Below are 14,235 nucleotides of genomic sequence, written 5' to 3'. Positions count from 1 at the left end.
CCACCCGTACACGATGCGATCCACCGGATCGGTTCCGGTCCCGCACCACGAATCCCGGCGCGGCCCGCGGAACTGATTTCCCGACAGCACCGCCTCCCCGCCTCGGGGGTGGCGCCAGGGGCGACTCAGGGGTCGATCGGGGTGGGTCCCCGATGACCGGGCGGGTGCGGGCCCGGCAGGCTTTCGGGTGTCACCAGCCGGACCGTGCACGACCGCCGAGGAGCACCGAGATGACCCAGCCCGCCGCGCCGCACCCCACCGCGAACTCCACCACCGCGCCGCGCCGTTCGGCCCGCCGCGGGTGGGCCGGCGCAGCGGCGGTCGGCGCCCTGGTGGTGGCGCTCGGCGCGGGCACGGTGACCGGCGCCCAGGCCGCCGGCACCCTGCCGCCGCCGGACGCCCAGGCCCTGCGCGCCTCGATCACCGGCCTGCCGAACGCCGACCTGACCAGCGCGGTGGTGCTGGTGGACGGCGCGGGTGGCCGCTGGTCGGGCACCTCCGGCAGCGGCGAGCTCGGCACCGACCGGCCGGTCATGGCCGACGGGCGGTTCCGGATCGGCAGCATCTCCAAGGTCTTCACCGCCACCGTGCTGCTGCAGCTGGCCGGCGAGCACCGGGTGAGTCTGGACGGCACCGTCCAGCAGTACCTGCCGGGCACCCTGCCGGCGTCCTACCCGCCCATCACCGTGCGCCAGTTGCTCAACCACACCAGCGGCCTGCCGACCGGCGGCGACCTGGGCGGGGACGACGGCGGCGCGCAGTGGTTCGTCGACCACGCCACCGAGGGCTGGACGCCGCAGCAGGTGGTGGCCGAGGCCGTCGGGCAGCCGATGCGGTTCCAGCCGGGCACCGCCCAGCAGTACAACGGCCTCAACTACTACCTGGCCGGTCTGCTGGTCGAGCGGGTCACCGGACACTCCTACGCCCATGAGGTGGACGCCCGGATCCTGCGGCCGCTCGGGCTGCGGAACACCTCGGTCCCGGCCGCCGACGACACCCGCCTGCCGCACCCGACCGCGCACGTCTACCTGACCCTCCCCGGGCCGGACGGTTCCACCGAGCAGGCCGACGTCACCGAGCAGAGCCCCTGGCCGTGGGCCGAGGGCGGCCTGGTCTCCAGCGCGCCCGACCTGGACCGCTTCCTGTCCGCGCTGCTGCGCGGCCGGCTGCTGGCGCCCGCGCAGCAGGCCGAGCTGTTCGCCGTCCCGGACGTGCCGAACGTCCAGAACCAGAACTGCGACATCGGCCCGACCGCCGGGCGCGCCTGCTTCAGCACCGGGCTGATGCGCTTCACCGCACCGGACGGCACGGTGCTCTGGGGCAAGACCGGCAGCCGTCCCGGCTACACCAACGGCGTCTTCGCCACCCGGGACGCGAGCCGTGACCTGGTCTACTCGCTCTCCCCGACCAGCCGGGGCGGCGCCTCGTTCGCCGCCCAGTACCGGATCGCCGCCGCGGCCTTCGGCCTGGCCGGCCACTGAGCTCCGGCCCGCCGCACCACCACGGCCGCCCACCGGGCCCCTGCCGGGCTCAGTGCCGCCAGGCCGACGCGGTCGCGACGTCCGCGAGCTGGTCCGTCGTCAGCGCGGGCGTCCCGGGCTCGAAGTCGTAGCCGTTGGCGCCGTTCCACTCCGTCACCCTGACCCGGGTGCCGTCCGGGTGGAGGACGTCGACCGACCACTGGAGGTCGGGACCGCCGCCGCCCTTGCTCGCGCCGACCGCCGTGGTGATCACGCTGGAGCCGTCCACCGTGCGGAGGAGCGTGCCGGGCGCGGCGCCGGACTCGAAGGTCTGCCGGGGGTGCTCGTCCACGCCCTGCTGCCACTGCGGGAAGACGGTGACCTGGAGCAGGCTGGCGCGCCCCTCCACGGTGACCCGCAGGTGCGCCTGGCCGGCGGTGTCCTGGGGGGTGGACCCGGCCTCGCTCAGGACGCCGGGCGGCAGCAGGTGGCCGACCGTGGCCAGGATCGCGGACGGCTCCGGGCTCGCCGCGGCGGAGCCCGCCGGGGCGGTCGGCGCACCGGTGGGCACGGGGTCGAAGGCCTCGAAGACCGGGTTCCAGGCCGTGCTGGTCACCACCGCGGTCAACTGGTCGGCGCTCAGCGGCGGGTTCTCCCGGGTGAGCGGGGGGCCGGCGGTCGTCGCGTTGTACTCGTCGACCCGCACCTGGCGGCCGTCGGTGCCCGTGTAGATCGCGATCCAGTTCCTGGTGACGTTGGGGGCGCGCGGTCCGAGCCGGTCGATCACCAGCACGGAGCCGTCCGGTCGCACGGTCCGCACGCAGCCCTCGACGGGAGCCTCGAACGGGTCCTGGCACCGGGTGCCCTCGGTGCCCTGGACGATCGGCACCGGGACCCGGTTGGTGGACAGCACGACCATGCCGGCGCCGTGCCCGTCGTCGTACTTCAGCGTGGCCGTCGGCCCGATGCCGGGCAGGGCCATCTCGCCGATGCCGAAACCCTGGTCGTCGGTGACCTGCCCGGGCGGCAGCAGCGACTTGAGGGTGTCGTCCATGAACGCCCCGGTGATCCGGCCGGAGCGAGCGCCGGCCGCCGACACCCGGCTGCTGCCACCGATGCCGGGCGCCAACTCGGCCGCGGCCAGGCCCACCAGGGCCAGAGCCGCCACGCTGCCGGCCATCGCGGCCCGCCGGCGCACCGCCTGCCGCCTCCCGATCCGCCGGGCCGAGCCGGCCAGCACCGCCCCCGGCGGGTCGGGGGCGAGCTCGGCGGCCTCGTGCAGGAGCCGGCTGAACTGGTCGTCGAAGGGCATGGCGAGACTCCGTGTCTCTCGTCGGGGGGCTGGGCGGTGGGCGGTGCGGAGTGCGCCGCGCGGGGCGGTGCGGGCCGTGCGGCTCGTGCGGCTCGTGCGGCTCGTGCGGCCTTGCGGAGGGACGGCGTCGCGGGTCCGGCTCAGGGGCTGGCGAGTTCGTCCAGTTCCTGGCCGAGGACGGCACGGATCCGCACCAGCGCCCGGCTACTGCGCGAGCGGACCGTGCTGGGGCTCAGCCGCAGGATGGCGGCCGTCTGCTCGACGTCGCGGTCCTCCCAGAACCGCAGCACCAGCACGGCCCGGTCGTGCGCGGGCAGTTCGCCCAGCGCCCGCAGCATGGTCACCCGCAGCGACGGGTCCGGGTCGTTGACGGCCACCTCGGCGAACCGGTCGGTCACCTGCTCCGCGCTGCTGCGGCGGCGCCGGTGCGAGAGGAACGTGTTGACCAGCACGGTCTGCGCGTAGCCGGCCGGGTTGTCCAGCCGGGATATCCTGCGCCACCTGCCGTACATCCGCCCGAGCGCCTCCTGTGCGAGGTCCTCGGCCAGGTGGGCGTCGCCTCCCGTCAACAGGTAGGCGGTCCTGACCAGATGACGCCCCCGCGCCGCGGCGAACTCCATGAAGTCGAGCGGTGCGGACGCCTCCGAACGTTCCGTTGTGCGGTCCATACCCACCTAACGCGATGGGGTGCGAAGCGCGTCCCACCCACCCCGTACCGCCCTGCCGTCAGGCCCGCTCACCGGCCGGCCCCGCCAGCGCGACCGTCGCCGGCGCACCGGCGGCGGGCCTGAAGCCCCTGACGATCAACCAGCCGGCGAACGCCAGCTCCCAGGCGAACACCGGGACCGCGGTGAGGGACCCCCACACCGAGATCTGCCGGTAGAGGCCGAAGAGCTCGGCGATCGCCGAGGCGAAGATCAGCGAGCCGCCGACCAGGCCCAGCACGGCGATGAACCGCGGCACCAGGCGCGAGCGGTGCATCAGGGCCGCCATCAGCACGGTGTTGGCCCCCAGCACGAAGTTGGGGCCCAGCAGGAAGGTCCAGTCGTGGACCGCCACCAGGGCCTTGCCGACGATGACGAGTGCGGCGGTGTCGGTGCCGGCGACCCCGGCCAGGTGCTGGCGGAGCGTCACGACCGCCAGCAGGCTGACGATGCCCACCGTGATGACGGCGGCTTCGAGGGTGCGCAGGGCGACGTACCCCAGGGCCAGGCCCTCGTGCTGCCGCCTGACGACCGGGAAGAGCGTGACCGCGGTGCCGACGATGGACAGCGCGAGGAGGACCTCCAGGAAGGCGCCGAGCAGCACCTGGGTGTCCGGGCCGGTGCTGAGGACGTAGTCGGGACCGTTCAGGACCGGGCTGTACAGCGCGAGCGCGGCGATCGAGGTCACGTGGGTGACCAGGTAGAACACGCCTGCGAGCGTCGCGGTCGTTCTCCGTGCGGCCATCGGGACTCCTTCGTGGGCAGGGGTCGGGCCTCGTCGACGGAGCTGAGGTGTACGCCATACACCCGACCTGCTGCCGACGGTAGGGCGTACGCCGTACACTCGTCAAGGACGAAATCGGCGCGCGGCCGGTGTGGGACCGGGAGGTTGGTCAGGATGCCCCAGCAGGCGGCCGGCGCACGCCGGGCCCCGCTCAACCGCGAGCGCGTGCTGCGCGCCGCCGTCGCGCTCGCAGACCGCGCCGGCATCGACGCCCTGAGCATGCGCAACCTCGCCCAGGAGCTGGACGTCGTACCGATGGCGCTCTACAAGCACGTGGCCAACAAGGAGGAGCTCCTCGACGGGATGGTCGACACCGTCGTCGGCGAGATCGAACCGCCGACCGCCGGCGCCGACTGGAAGAGCGCGATCCGCCGGCGGGTGCTGTCCGCCCGGCGGGCCCTGCTGGGCCACCCCTGGGCCTCGCGCGTCATCGAGTCGCGCACCAGCCCCACCCCGGCCGTGCTGGACTACCTGAACTCGATCATCGGGACCTTCCGGGCCGGCGGCTTCTCCGTCGACCTGACCCACCAGGTGATGCACGCGCTCGGCAGCCGCATGTGGGGCTTCACCCAGGAGCTCTTCCCGGCCGCGCCGAGCGTCGACCCCCAGGCGCAGGCGGCCACCTTCGCCGCGATGGCCGCCCGCTACCCGCACATCCTCGAGATGGCCATGGCCGGCAGCCACCGCGACGAGTCGATCGTGGGCGGGGGCTGCGACGACCAGGCCGAGTTCGAGTTCGCGCTCGACCTGCTGCTGGACGGCTTCGAGCGGCTGCACCGGCAGGGGTGGACGCTCCCGCGGGCCTGACGCCGCGAGCACGGCGCGGGTGCGGCGCGGGTGCGGTGCGGTGCGGGTGCGCCACCGGCGCGGCACGAGCACGCCGCCGGCAGGCCGCGAGCGCGGCGGGTCGGTCAGGAGCGGGGCCTGGCGCGCACGTGCATGCGCTCGCCCTGCCGGCCGAAGAGGCTGAGGAGTTCGACCGGGTGACCGTCCGCGCTGCCGAACCAGTGCGGGAGCCGGGTGTCGAACTCGGCGACCTCACCGGGGCCGAGCTCCAGGTCGTGCTCGGCGAGGACCAGCCGCAGCCGGCCCGCCAGCACGTAGAGCCACTCGTAGCCCTCGTGGGTGCGGAAGTCCGGCTCGGGACCCCGGTCGGAGACGATCAGCTTGTACGCCTGGAGCGGGCCCGGACCCCGGGAGAGCGGCACGAAGGTGCCGCCGCCCGGCAGGGTGCGCGGCGTCAGCCGGACCCGCGGATCGCCCACCTCGGGCGCGCCGACCAGGTCGTCCAGCGGGACGCGGTAGGCGGCGGCGAGCGGCAGCAGCAGTTCCAGGCTGGGTCGGCGCTGGCCGGACTCCAGCCGGGAGAGGGTGCTCTTGGAGATGCCGGTGACCTCGCTGAGCGCGGCCAGCGTCAGGCCGCGCTTGGCGCGCAGCCGCCTGAGCCGGGGACCGACCTCGTCGAGGACCGCCTGGTGCGGCGGGGCACTGTCCATGGGAGCATTCCACCGCGCCGTCCCGGAAACGGCAACAGTAGTTGCCGTCCCGCGCCGGCGGGTGCACGCTCACCGCCATGAGCCCACAGAGCACCTCCGGACCCGCGGCCGGCCACCGGCACGGAGCGGGTCACGGCCACGGACAGAACCACGGCCACGGCCACGGCCACCACACCGAGATCGACTGGGACGTGCTGGCCACCCACCTGGAGAGCAACGGCGAGCTGCAGCTCCCGGCCCTGCGCCGGACGGCCGAGCACCTGCGCACGCTGTTCGGCTCGCCGCAGCAGGTCCGGCGGGTGCTGGACGTCGGCAGCGGTCCGGGGGTGATGACCGGCGTGCTCGCCGAGGCCTTCCCCGGCGCCGAGACCGTCGCCGTCGACGGCGCGCCCGGGCTGCTGACGGCCGCCCTGGCCCGGGCCGGGCGGCTCGGCCTCGGCGAGCGGGTCACCGCCCGGCGGGTGGAACTGCACGAGGCGCTGGGCGCGGGCGCCGAGGGCGCGCGCGAGGCGCTCGGTGCGGCGGACCTCGTCTGGAGCAGCAAGGCCGTGCACCACCTGGGCGACCAGCAGGGCGCGCTGGACGCGCTCGCCGGGGTGCTGCGGCCCGGCGGGGTCCTCGCGGTGGCCGAGGGCGGCCTGCCGATGCGCTTCCTGCCGCGCGACCCGCAGTTGGGCCGGCCGGGCCTGCAGTCGCGGATCGACGCCGTCCAGGAGGAGTGGTTCGAGACCATGCGGGCCGAACTGCCCGGCAGCGCCGCCGTGCTCGAGGACTGGCCCGCGATGCTGGGCCGCGCCGGCCTGGTCGACACCGGGAGCACCACCGCCCTGGTCGACCTGCCCGCGCCGCTGGGCGAGGCGGCCCGCGCCTTCCTGCACGGTCACCTGACCCGCCTGCGGGAGAGCATGGGCGAGGCCCTGCACCCCGAGGACCTCCAGGCCCTGGACGTCCTGGTCGACCCCGAGGCACCGCAGGGCATCCTGCGCCGTCCCGACGCCTTCCTGCTCACCGCCGTCACCGTCCACACGGGTGTGCGCCCGGCCCGGTGACCCCACCCCCCGGGCTGCCCCGGCCCACCCGACCCGTCCCCGAAGGCGGTCCGGGCGAGCCGGCGGGGGGGGGGCCGGGGGGGGGGGGGGGGGCGGGGGGGGGGGGGCGGGGGGCCGGGACCGGGGGCGGGCCCTCAAGCGGTGTCGAGGCTCCCCAGGTGGCCCAGCACCGAGGCCACCGCCCGCCGCACGGCCTCGCGGGCCGGCTCGGTGTGGTCGATCGTCTCGAACCCGTGGTGCCCGAGCGGCACGTCGATCACCTCGACGCGGGCCCCGCACTCCTTGCCGGCGGCCAGGAACTTCTCGACCGTGGGCACCAGCTCCGGGAACTCCAGCTCCACCCGGGTCAGCACGATCGGCAGCTCCCCCGCGCCGGCCAGCGCCGCCGCGGGGCTGAACCGGGCGTCCGAGAACCCCCAGTTCGGCAGCGGCGCGAGCATCGGATAGGTCGCCGCCAGGCAGCGCAGCCACGGCGGCGGCGCCGCGAGCCACGGGGTCGACAGCAGCGAGCCGCCGGAGAAGAACCAGAGCGCGACGCGGTCCGCGTCGACCCGCGGATCGGCCCGGACCAGCTCGACCGCCGCCGCCACGTCCTCGGCGGCAACCCCGTAGTCGCCGATGTCGTGGAGCCGGTGGTCGAAGGTCACGCCGACCACGCCCTGGCTCGCCAGGTACCCGGCGTAGCCGGTGAAGATCGACCAGTCGCGCGGAGTGGGCCTCGCCTCGGCCGGGACCGGGCCGCCGTGCACCAGGATCACCGCCGGCCGGGGAGCCGCGTCCGCCGGGACGTCGGGCAGGTACAGGTCCACCGTCCCGACCCGCTCGCGCGGCCGCTGCTCCACGTCGAGCAGGAACGGCCCGTGGAAGTCGGGCCGCTCGTCGGCCACCAGCCGCGTCCCCTCGCCCGCCGCCGCCCGCAGCAGCAGCTCGGCCAGCTCCGCGGGGCGCGAGAGCATCGGCCAGTGCCCGGTGTCGAGGTCGAAAAAGCCCACCCGCGGGTCGGCGAGCGGCTGCAGGCGCGGGTCGCCCATCCGCACCATGTTCTGCAGCAGGGCGACGCTCATCCCGCCGGCGGTGCAGAAGATGCCGGACGTCGGCAGCGCCGCGAGCGCCCCCGACAGCCGCAGCGGCCCGGTGAACGTGCCCAGCGGCTGCGGCACGGCGAGGGTGGTCAGCCGCTGCCGGGCCGGCTCGGTCAGGCCGGCCATGCTGCCCCAGACGTCCTGCTCGTCGAGCGGGGGCGGGGCGATCCACCGGCCGTCCGCGGACCGCTCGGCCCGCTGCAGCAGCCGCTCGCGGACCGACGGGTCGCGCAGGGTGGCGAGCACCGAGTCGCCGTCCTGCGGCAGGCCCGCGTCCAGGTAGACGATCCGCGAGATCCGCTCCGGGCGGCGGTCGGCCGCGCCCAGCACCGGGTGGATGCCGTAGTCGTGGCCGACGATCACCAACTGCGGCTCGCGCACCGCGTCGATCACCCGCAGCAGGTCCTCGACGTGCGTCTCCAGGTCGGTGTGCGCATCGGCCGGCGGGCCGCCCTCCCCCATCCCGGTGAGCGTCACCGGGTGTACTTCGGCCCCCGACCCGCGCAGCCGTTCGGCCACCTCCTGCCAGACCCAACCCCCCGTGTAGTTCCCCGACACCAGCACGAACGCCGTCATGACCGCCTCCTCCTGCCTCTGGTCCGCGCGACCGACCGCCCTGCGGGCCCCGCGCGCTCACAGGTACCGTAGGAACTCCCCCTGAGGGAGGTTCAAGTCGTGTCCGACGACGATCTGTGGAGCATCGGGGAGCTCGCCGAGCAGGCCGGCGCCACCGTCAAGACCGTCCGCTTCTACTCCGACCGCGGACTGCTGCCGGCCGCCGGCCGCAGCTCCGGCGGCCACCGCCGTTACGGACCCGAGGCGTTGGAGCGGCTGCGGCTGATCCGCTCGCTGCGCACCCTGGACCTGCCGGTCACCGAGGTGGGCCGGGTCCTGGAGCGGGAGGAGGACCTGGCGGACGTCATCGCCGGGCAGTTGCGCGAGGTCGGCTCCCAACTGGCCGCGCTGCGCTGGCGGGAGGCCGCCCTGCAGCTGGTGCGGGACTGCCCGGCCGAGGAGCGCGCCGACCGGCTGCGGCTGGTCGGCGCGGTGAGCGCCCCGCCCACCACGGCCGCCCTGGCCCGCTTCTGGCGGTTCGCGCTGCCCGCGCGCCTGCCGAAGCGGCTGGTCTCGGCGATCCTGGAGTCGGCGGTGCCGCAGCCACCGGCGGACCCCACGCCCCAGCAGGTGCTGACCTTCGCCCGGCTGCACGCCCTGACCACCGACGCGCTGCGCACCATCGGCCGCTGCCGGCCCGAAACGCCTCCCGTCGACAAGGAGTTCCGCCCGACCGTGCTCTACGACGGCCTGGGCGAGGCGTACCGGCTGGCCTCGCTGGACCTGCGGGCGCAGCGGCCACCGCAGGAGGGCGGGGCGCTCGACTGCTTCGTCTCCGCCCACGCGCGCGCCCACGGCCTGCGCGACACCCCCGCCTTCCGCCGGCAGCTCAGCGGCCTGCTGGCGATGTCGGCGGACCCGGTGGTCGAGCGCTACTGGGCGCTGGCCGGGGAGCTGACCGGGCCGCCGACCGGCCCGCCGGAGCCGACGCTCGGCTCCGCCCACGACTGGCTGCGCACCGCCCTGGACGACGGGCTCGCCCGGGCGGACGGCTGACGCCTGACAGCGGGCGGCTGACGGCTGATGGCTGACGGACCGGTGCGCCGGACCCCCGACCGTCCGGATCAGGCCGGATCGATCACCGCGGGCTCGATCCGCACACCGGTGCGGGCGGCCCGCTGCTGCCCCCAGTCGTACAGCGCCTGCAGCACCGGGACCAGGCTGTGCCCCTCCGGTGTCAGCCGGTACTCGACGCCCGGCGGGGTCCCGCCGTCCGAGCGGCGCTCGATCAGCCCGCGCGCCTCCAGCGCGCGCAGCCGCTGGACCAGCACCTTCTCGCTGACCCCGGGCATCCGCCGGCGCAGCGCGCCGTAGCGGTGCACCCCCTCCTTGAGGTGCGCCAGCACCAGGGTGGCCCACTTGCCGCCGATCACCTCCAGCGTCAGCTCGACCGGGCAGTGGAACTGTCGACCGTTCTCGGGCATCACTGTCCTGTTCCGGGTACTTACCGCCGGGTCAGTCCTTGTCCGGGCCCCGGAGGTGCGGTTGAGTCCCCTCATGATTGTCGAATACATCCGCTACCGGATCGCCGACGCCGAACGTACGGCGTTCGAGGACGCCTACCGCCGGGCGGCCGGGCCGCTCGGGGCGGCCGAGCAGTGCGTGGACTACGAGTTGGCCCGCTGCACCGAGGATCCGGGCGCGTACGTGCTGCGCATCCGCTGGACCTCCGCCGAGGAGCACCTCGGGGGCTTCCGCAAGGGCGAGCACTTCGCCGCCTTCTTCGCCGAGATCAAGCCGTACGTCGAGTCCATCGAGGAGATGCGGCACTACGAGGTCACCGACGTCGCGGGCCGCGGCGGCTCCACGCCGACCCTGTACGACTGGGCCGGCGGGGCGCCGGCCTTCGAGCGGCTCTTCACCCGCTTCTACGAGCGGGTCGACGAGGACGAGCTGCTCGCACCGGTCTTCGCCGGCAAGGACCCGGGGCACGCCCAGCACGTGGCGGCCTGGCTCGGGGAGGTCTTCGGCGGCCCGGCCCGCTACAGCACCGAGCACGGCGGACACCGGCAGATGGCCTCGCGGCACCTGGGCCGCGGGGTCACCGAGCCGCAGCGCAGGCGCTGGGTGGCGCTGCTGGCGGACACCGCCGACGAGGTGGGCCTGCCCGCCGACCCCGAGTTCCGTGCGGTCCTGGCGTACTACCTGGAGTGGGGCACCCGGATGGCCGTGCTCTACTCCGGTCCCAACCCGCCCCCGCTGCCCGAGTCGCCGATGCCGCGCTGGGACTGGGGCATCACCCCGCCCTACCGGGGCTGACCGCGCCGCCCGGCCGAGACGGCGCCGAGCAGGGCGGGCGTCCCGGCCGGGACGCCCGCCCCGGCGGCGATGGTGCCAGACTGGTCGGGAGGGATGGTGAGGAAGATGGGGTTCTACGCCACACACATCGTTCCGCGCATCATCGACGTCGCCTGCGGGATGGGCGAGGCCGACGAGCTGCGCCGCCGGGTCTGCGAGGGGCTGGCGGGCGAGGTGCTCGAGATCGGGTTCGGCTCGGGGCACAACGTCCCGTTCTATCCGGACGCGGTGACCCGGGTGGCCGCCGTCGACCCGTCCGACGTGGGCTGGAAGCTGGCCGAGAAGCGCCTGCGGGCCAGCAGCACGCCGGTGGAGCGGGCCGGCCTGGACGGCCAGTCGCTGCCGTTCGCCGACCACACGTTCGATGCCGCGCTCTCCACCTGGACGCTCTGCACCGTCCCGGACGCGGACACCGCGCTCCGTGAGGTGCGCCGCGTCCTCAAGCCGGGCGGGGCACTGCACTTCATCGAGCACGGCCTGGCGCCGGACGAGAACGTGCGCCGCTGGCAGCACCGGCTCGACCCGCTGGAGCAGCGGGTCTTCGACGGCTGCCACCTCACCCGGCCGATCGTGGAGCTGCTGACCGGCGCCGGCTTCACGGTCACCGAACTCGACGTCTTCTACGAGAAGGGGGCGCCGAAGCCGATGGGCGCCGACTCCCTGGGCCTCGCCGTCGCGCCCTGACGTCGCCGGCTGTGGAACGACCGTCGGACCGCGCTACCGGAGTGACCGTCAGGCTGTCCGTCCGTCAGAAGGGCGAACCCGGGACCACTCTGGGGTCGCTGCGGCAAGATGATCGTATGAGCCGTCCGCCCGCCGCCGCGACCCCGTCCGCCCCGACCCGGCTCGGCCGGCTCACCGCCACCGAACGACGGGTCTGGCAGGCCTTCGCCCGCGGCGAGACGGTCGACCTGCGCACCGGCGACGCCGCACTGGACGACCCGGCCGCCGCCGACCGGTGGACGGCCGACCGTGCGGTGCGCGGCGAGGTGATCGCCGCGCTGCTGCTCGGTGGTGGCCCGGCCGAGGTCGGGTCGGTGGCCGCCGTGCGGCTCACCGGGGCGCTGATCACCGGCGACCTCGCCGTCGACCACGGGCAGCTCTCCCCGGTCCTGGCGCTGCGCGCGTGCCGGTTCGAGGGAGCCCTGGTGCTCGACGGCGCCAGCGCCGAGTCGGTGGACCTGCGCGGCTCGCGGCTGCCGCTGCTCAGCGCGTTCGGCGCCCGGATCCAGGGCACCCTGGACCTGCGGGACACCGTGATCACCGGCCGCGGCGGCCGCGCCGTGCACGCCGAGAACGTGGTGGTCGAGGCCGGCCTGTTGGCCAACCGGGCGGTGCTGCACGGCACCCTGGGCCTGATCCACGCGCAGATCGGCGGCCAGCTGACCCTGATCGACACCCAGTTGCTCGGCCCCGACGCCGCCACGCCCTCCCTCAACGCCGGCGGGATCCGGATCGGCCGCAGCCTGCTGGCCATGCGCCTGGTGGCCACCGGCGAGGTGCGGCTGCCCGGCGCGCACATCGGCAGCTCGCTGCTGCTCACCGGCGCCACCCTCGACGGGCTCGGCGGCCCGGCCCTGCACGCCCCCTCGCTCGCGGTCTCCAGCGAGGCCTCCTTCGCCCCCAACTCCGGCGGCCCCGACACCCGTCGCTTCACCGCCGCCGGCACGGTGCGCCTGTCGGGCGCGCGGTTCGGACGCGGACTCGACCTCAGCGGCGCCCTGTTCTCCCCCTGCCCCGGCGAACCCGCCCTGCTCGCCAGCCGGATGACGGTCGAGGACAACCTGCGGATCGGCGCCGGGATGCGCGCCGACGGCGAGATCGAGCTGACCGGCGTGCGCATCGCCGGCTACCTCGACCTGCGTGCGATGGCCTGCCCGGACGCCCTGTTGACGCTCGCCGCCGCCAGCGCCGCCGGCGGCATACAGGAGGACGCCCGCAGCTGGCCCGGCCGCCTGGACCTGGACGGCTTCAGCTACGGCACCTTCGACCGCTACGCCGACGCCTCCGCGCGGCTGCCGCTGCTGCGCCGCCAGGTCCGGCACACCGAACGCCACCGGGTCGGCGCCTACCGCGCCCAGCCGTACGCGCAGTTGGCGGACCACTACCGCAGGCTCGGCAACGACGGCGAGGCCAGGACGGTCCTGCTCACCCGGCAACGGGTGCTGCGTGGCAAGCTGTCGCGTCCGCGCCGGATCCCGGGCTACCTGCTCGACCTGCTGGTCGGCTACGGCTACCGGCCGCTGCGGGCGATCGGCTGGGCGCTGGGGCTGCTGGCGGTCAGCAGCGCGTACTTCGACCGGGTCCGGCCGCAGCGGGTGAGCAGCGAGGACACCTCGGTCTTCAACCCGGTGCTCTACGCCGCCGACCACCTGATCCCCATCATCCGGTTCGGCCAGTCCGAGGTCTGGCAGTACCACGGGGTGCCGGCCGTGGTCAGCGCCGTGCTGACCGTCCTGGGCTGGACCCTGGGCATCGCCATCGCCGCGGCGGCCACCCGGACCTTCAACCGGAACTGAGCCCCGCCGGGCGCCGGCCGCCCAGGTGCGGCGCCGCTCAGGAGCGGTGCCGCTCAGGTGTAGCGCAGCGACCCGGGCGTGGTCAGCACCCGGCCGGTCTCCAGCCAGGTCTTGAGGCCGGAGAGGATCATCGGCCAGCCGCCGTACAGCTCGGCGTTGGCGTGCTCGCGCAGGTGGTCGTGGGTGACCACGAGCCGGCAGGAGTCGGCCACCGGCTCGATCTCCCAGGTCACCCGGGAGTTCCCCTCGCTCTTCACCTGCTCGCTCCAGAGCGCCACCATGCTCTGCACCAGCCGGCGCGGCGGTTCGACCTCGAGGTTCTCGCCCTCCCCCAGCAGCCCGATCCCGCCCGGCGCCGTCAGCTCGTAGCGGGAGCCGACGGTCCAGTCGGAGTTCACCCGGGCCCCGAAGGTGTACCTGCTCCTGATCCCGGGATCGGTGATCGCCTCCCACAGCCGCTCGGGCGTGGTGCTGATGTACAGCTCGTAGACCTTCTCCATCGGACTCTCCCGGCTCGGGCGACGCGCCCCGTCCCTTCCATTGCACCGCGGGCTCCGCCGCCGGGCAGCCCGGCGGCGGAGCCCGTCCACCGGCGGGCTGCCCGCTGTGGCAGGCCTGTGACAGACAGCACACGAATTCGGGAACCCGCGTTGCGAAGCTCTTCCTGTCAACACGAAGTCCTGGGGGAAACCACTCATGTCTGTCCGTCGCCGCCGGTCCCACGCCTCCGCCATCGCCCTGGCCCTCGCCCTCACCACGGGCGCCGCCGCGCTGCTCACCGGTTGCGACCCGGCGGACCCCGCCACGGCCGCGCCGAGCCCGGCGGCCACGGCCACCGCCGCCAGCCCCACCGCGGCCGGCAGCGCCCCCACCGGCGCGGCACCCACCGGTGGCGGCACCCCCGGTGCCCCCGGCG

The 14,235-nt window shown here is 75.1% G+C and carries 14 protein-coding genes and 1 pseudogene; 8 read left to right on the top strand and 7 right to left on the bottom strand.

The features are described 5' to 3' along the window. Positions 1 to 230: 230 nt before the first annotated feature. A complete protein-coding gene (locus ABD323_RS12370; protein ID WP_344441434.1) occupies positions 231 to 1,481 on the top strand; it encodes a serine hydrolase domain-containing protein in 1,251 nt (416 codons plus the stop codon). A 49-nt stretch (positions 1,482 to 1,530) separates the two neighbouring features. Here the strand turns inward: ABD323_RS12370 and ABD323_RS12365 are convergent, their stop codons facing one another. From ABD323_RS12365 to ABD323_RS12355, 3 genes are all read right to left on the bottom strand, one after another. Further along, a complete protein-coding gene (locus ABD323_RS12365) occupies positions 1,531 to 2,772 on the bottom strand; it encodes a hypothetical protein (protein ID WP_344441433.1) in 1,242 nt (413 codons plus the stop codon). 140 nt (positions 2,773 to 2,912) lie between these two features. Beyond that, entirely contained in the window at positions 2,913 to 3,440 is a 528-nt protein-coding gene (locus ABD323_RS12360) for a SigE family RNA polymerase sigma factor (RefSeq protein WP_344441432.1), read from the bottom strand. A gap of 58 nt (positions 3,441 to 3,498) precedes the next feature. Continuing rightward, positions 3,499 to 4,221: a DUF4386 domain-containing protein gene (locus tag ABD323_RS12355; RefSeq protein WP_344441431.1), complete on the bottom strand. Its 723-nt coding sequence runs from the start codon at positions 4,219 to 4,221 to the stop codon at positions 3,499 to 3,501. A 153-nt stretch (positions 4,222 to 4,374) separates the two neighbouring features. Here ABD323_RS12355 and ABD323_RS12350 point away from each other — a divergent pair, with 153 nt between their 5' ends. Further along, positions 4,375 to 5,067, top strand: coding sequence for a TetR/AcrR family transcriptional regulator (locus ABD323_RS12350; protein WP_344441429.1), 693 nt, complete (start codon positions 4,375 to 4,377; stop codon positions 5,065 to 5,067). 104 nt (positions 5,068 to 5,171) lie between these two features. Here the strand turns inward: ABD323_RS12350 and ABD323_RS12345 are convergent, their stop codons facing one another. Continuing rightward, the gene (locus tag ABD323_RS12345) at positions 5,172 to 5,756 is read right to left on the bottom strand and encodes a helix-turn-helix domain-containing protein (protein WP_344441427.1); all 585 of its coding nucleotides are present in this window, start codon (positions 5,754 to 5,756) and stop codon (positions 5,172 to 5,174) included. Between the two features lie 77 nt (positions 5,757 to 5,833). Between ABD323_RS12345 and ABD323_RS12340 the strand changes: the two genes are divergently transcribed. Then, entirely contained in the window at positions 5,834 to 6,805 is a 972-nt protein-coding gene (locus ABD323_RS12340; protein WP_344441426.1) for a class I SAM-dependent methyltransferase, read from the top strand. Positions 6,806 to 6,939: 134 nt separating this feature from the next. On the opposite strand, the gene ABD323_RS12335 is transcribed toward ABD323_RS12340, so the two are convergent. Further along, positions 6,940 to 8,463 (bottom strand): alpha/beta hydrolase, encoded by a 1,524-nt coding sequence (locus tag ABD323_RS12335; protein ID WP_344441425.1) that lies wholly within the window; start codon positions 8,461 to 8,463, stop codon positions 6,940 to 6,942. 99 nt (positions 8,464 to 8,562) lie between these two features. Between ABD323_RS12335 and ABD323_RS12330 the strand changes: the two genes are divergently transcribed. Beyond that, positions 8,563 to 9,498 (top strand): MerR family transcriptional regulator, encoded by a 936-nt coding sequence (locus ABD323_RS12330; RefSeq protein WP_344441424.1) that lies wholly within the window; start codon positions 8,563 to 8,565, stop codon positions 9,496 to 9,498. Positions 9,499 to 9,566: 68 nt separating this feature from the next. On the opposite strand, the gene ABD323_RS12325 is transcribed toward ABD323_RS12330, so the two are convergent. Continuing rightward, positions 9,567 to 9,926 (bottom strand): winged helix-turn-helix transcriptional regulator, encoded by a 360-nt coding sequence (locus tag ABD323_RS12325; RefSeq protein ID WP_344441423.1) that lies wholly within the window; start codon positions 9,924 to 9,926, stop codon positions 9,567 to 9,569. Between the two features lie 73 nt (positions 9,927 to 9,999). Here ABD323_RS12325 and ABD323_RS12320 point away from each other — a divergent pair, with 73 nt between their 5' ends. The 3 genes from ABD323_RS12320 (at position 10,000) to ABD323_RS12310 (ending at position 13,319) form a co-directional block, all read left to right on the top strand. Beyond that, positions 10,000 to 10,761 (top strand): group II truncated hemoglobin, encoded by a 762-nt coding sequence (locus ABD323_RS12320; protein WP_344441422.1) that lies wholly within the window; start codon positions 10,000 to 10,002, stop codon positions 10,759 to 10,761. A gap of 105 nt (positions 10,762 to 10,866) precedes the next feature. After that, entirely contained in the window at positions 10,867 to 11,484 is a 618-nt protein-coding gene (locus tag ABD323_RS12315) for a class I SAM-dependent methyltransferase (protein ID WP_344441421.1), read from the top strand. A gap of 116 nt (positions 11,485 to 11,600) precedes the next feature. Further along, positions 11,601 to 13,319 (top strand): hypothetical protein, encoded by a 1,719-nt coding sequence (locus tag ABD323_RS12310; RefSeq protein ID WP_344441420.1) that lies wholly within the window; start codon positions 11,601 to 11,603, stop codon positions 13,317 to 13,319. 53 nt (positions 13,320 to 13,372) lie between these two features. Here ABD323_RS12310 and ABD323_RS12305 read toward each other — a convergent pair whose 3' ends face one another. After that, complete coding sequence (locus ABD323_RS12305) at positions 13,373 to 13,819, bottom strand: SRPBCC family protein (protein WP_344441419.1); 447 nt, start codon at positions 13,817 to 13,819, stop codon at positions 13,373 to 13,375. A gap of 196 nt (positions 13,820 to 14,015) precedes the next feature. Between ABD323_RS12305 and ABD323_RS12300 the strand changes: the two are divergent. Continuing rightward, a pseudogene (locus tag ABD323_RS12300) lies at positions 14,016 to 14,235 on the top strand (hypothetical protein); the annotation flags it as partial.

This window comes from Kitasatospora nipponensis (assembly GCF_039528135.1).
Taxonomy (GTDB): domain Bacteria; phylum Actinomycetota; class Actinomycetes; order Streptomycetales; family Streptomycetaceae; genus Kitasatospora; species Kitasatospora nipponensis.
Note: the sequence above shows the minus strand (reverse complement) of the source record. Positions and strands in the feature narration are given on the sequence as shown.

Coding starts and splice junctions, on each gene's coding strand:
- ABD323_RS12320 (WP_344441422.1), top strand. CDS start 10,000: ATGATTGTCGAATACATCCGCTACCGGATCGCCGACGCCGAACGTACG.
- ABD323_RS12325 (WP_344441423.1), bottom strand. CDS start 9,926: ATGCCCGAGAACGGTCGACAGTTCCACTGCCCGGTCGAGCTGACGCTG.
- ABD323_RS12345 (WP_344441427.1), bottom strand. CDS start 5,756: ATGGACAGTGCCCCGCCGCACCAGGCGGTCCTCGACGAGGTCGGTCCC.
- ABD323_RS12355 (WP_344441431.1), bottom strand. CDS start 4,221: ATGGCCGCACGGAGAACGACCGCGACGCTCGCAGGCGTGTTCTACCTG.
- ABD323_RS12315 (WP_344441421.1), top strand. CDS start 10,867: ATGGGGTTCTACGCCACACACATCGTTCCGCGCATCATCGACGTCGCC.
- ABD323_RS12370 (WP_344441434.1), top strand. CDS start 231: ATGACCCAGCCCGCCGCGCCGCACCCCACCGCGAACTCCACCACCGCG.
- ABD323_RS12360 (WP_344441432.1), bottom strand. CDS start 3,440: ATGGACCGCACAACGGAACGTTCGGAGGCGTCCGCACCGCTCGACTTC.
- ABD323_RS12335 (WP_344441425.1), bottom strand. CDS start 8,463: ATGACGGCGTTCGTGCTGGTGTCGGGGAACTACACGGGGGGTTGGGTC.
- ABD323_RS12365 (WP_344441433.1), bottom strand. CDS start 2,772: ATGCCCTTCGACGACCAGTTCAGCCGGCTCCTGCACGAGGCCGCCGAG.
- ABD323_RS12305 (WP_344441419.1), bottom strand. CDS start 13,819: ATGGAGAAGGTCTACGAGCTGTACATCAGCACCACGCCCGAGCGGCTG.
- ABD323_RS12340 (WP_344441426.1), top strand. CDS start 5,834: ATGAGCCCACAGAGCACCTCCGGACCCGCGGCCGGCCACCGGCACGGA.
- ABD323_RS12350 (WP_344441429.1), top strand. CDS start 4,375: ATGCCCCAGCAGGCGGCCGGCGCACGCCGGGCCCCGCTCAACCGCGAG.
- ABD323_RS12310 (WP_344441420.1), top strand. CDS start 11,601: ATGAGCCGTCCGCCCGCCGCCGCGACCCCGTCCGCCCCGACCCGGCTC.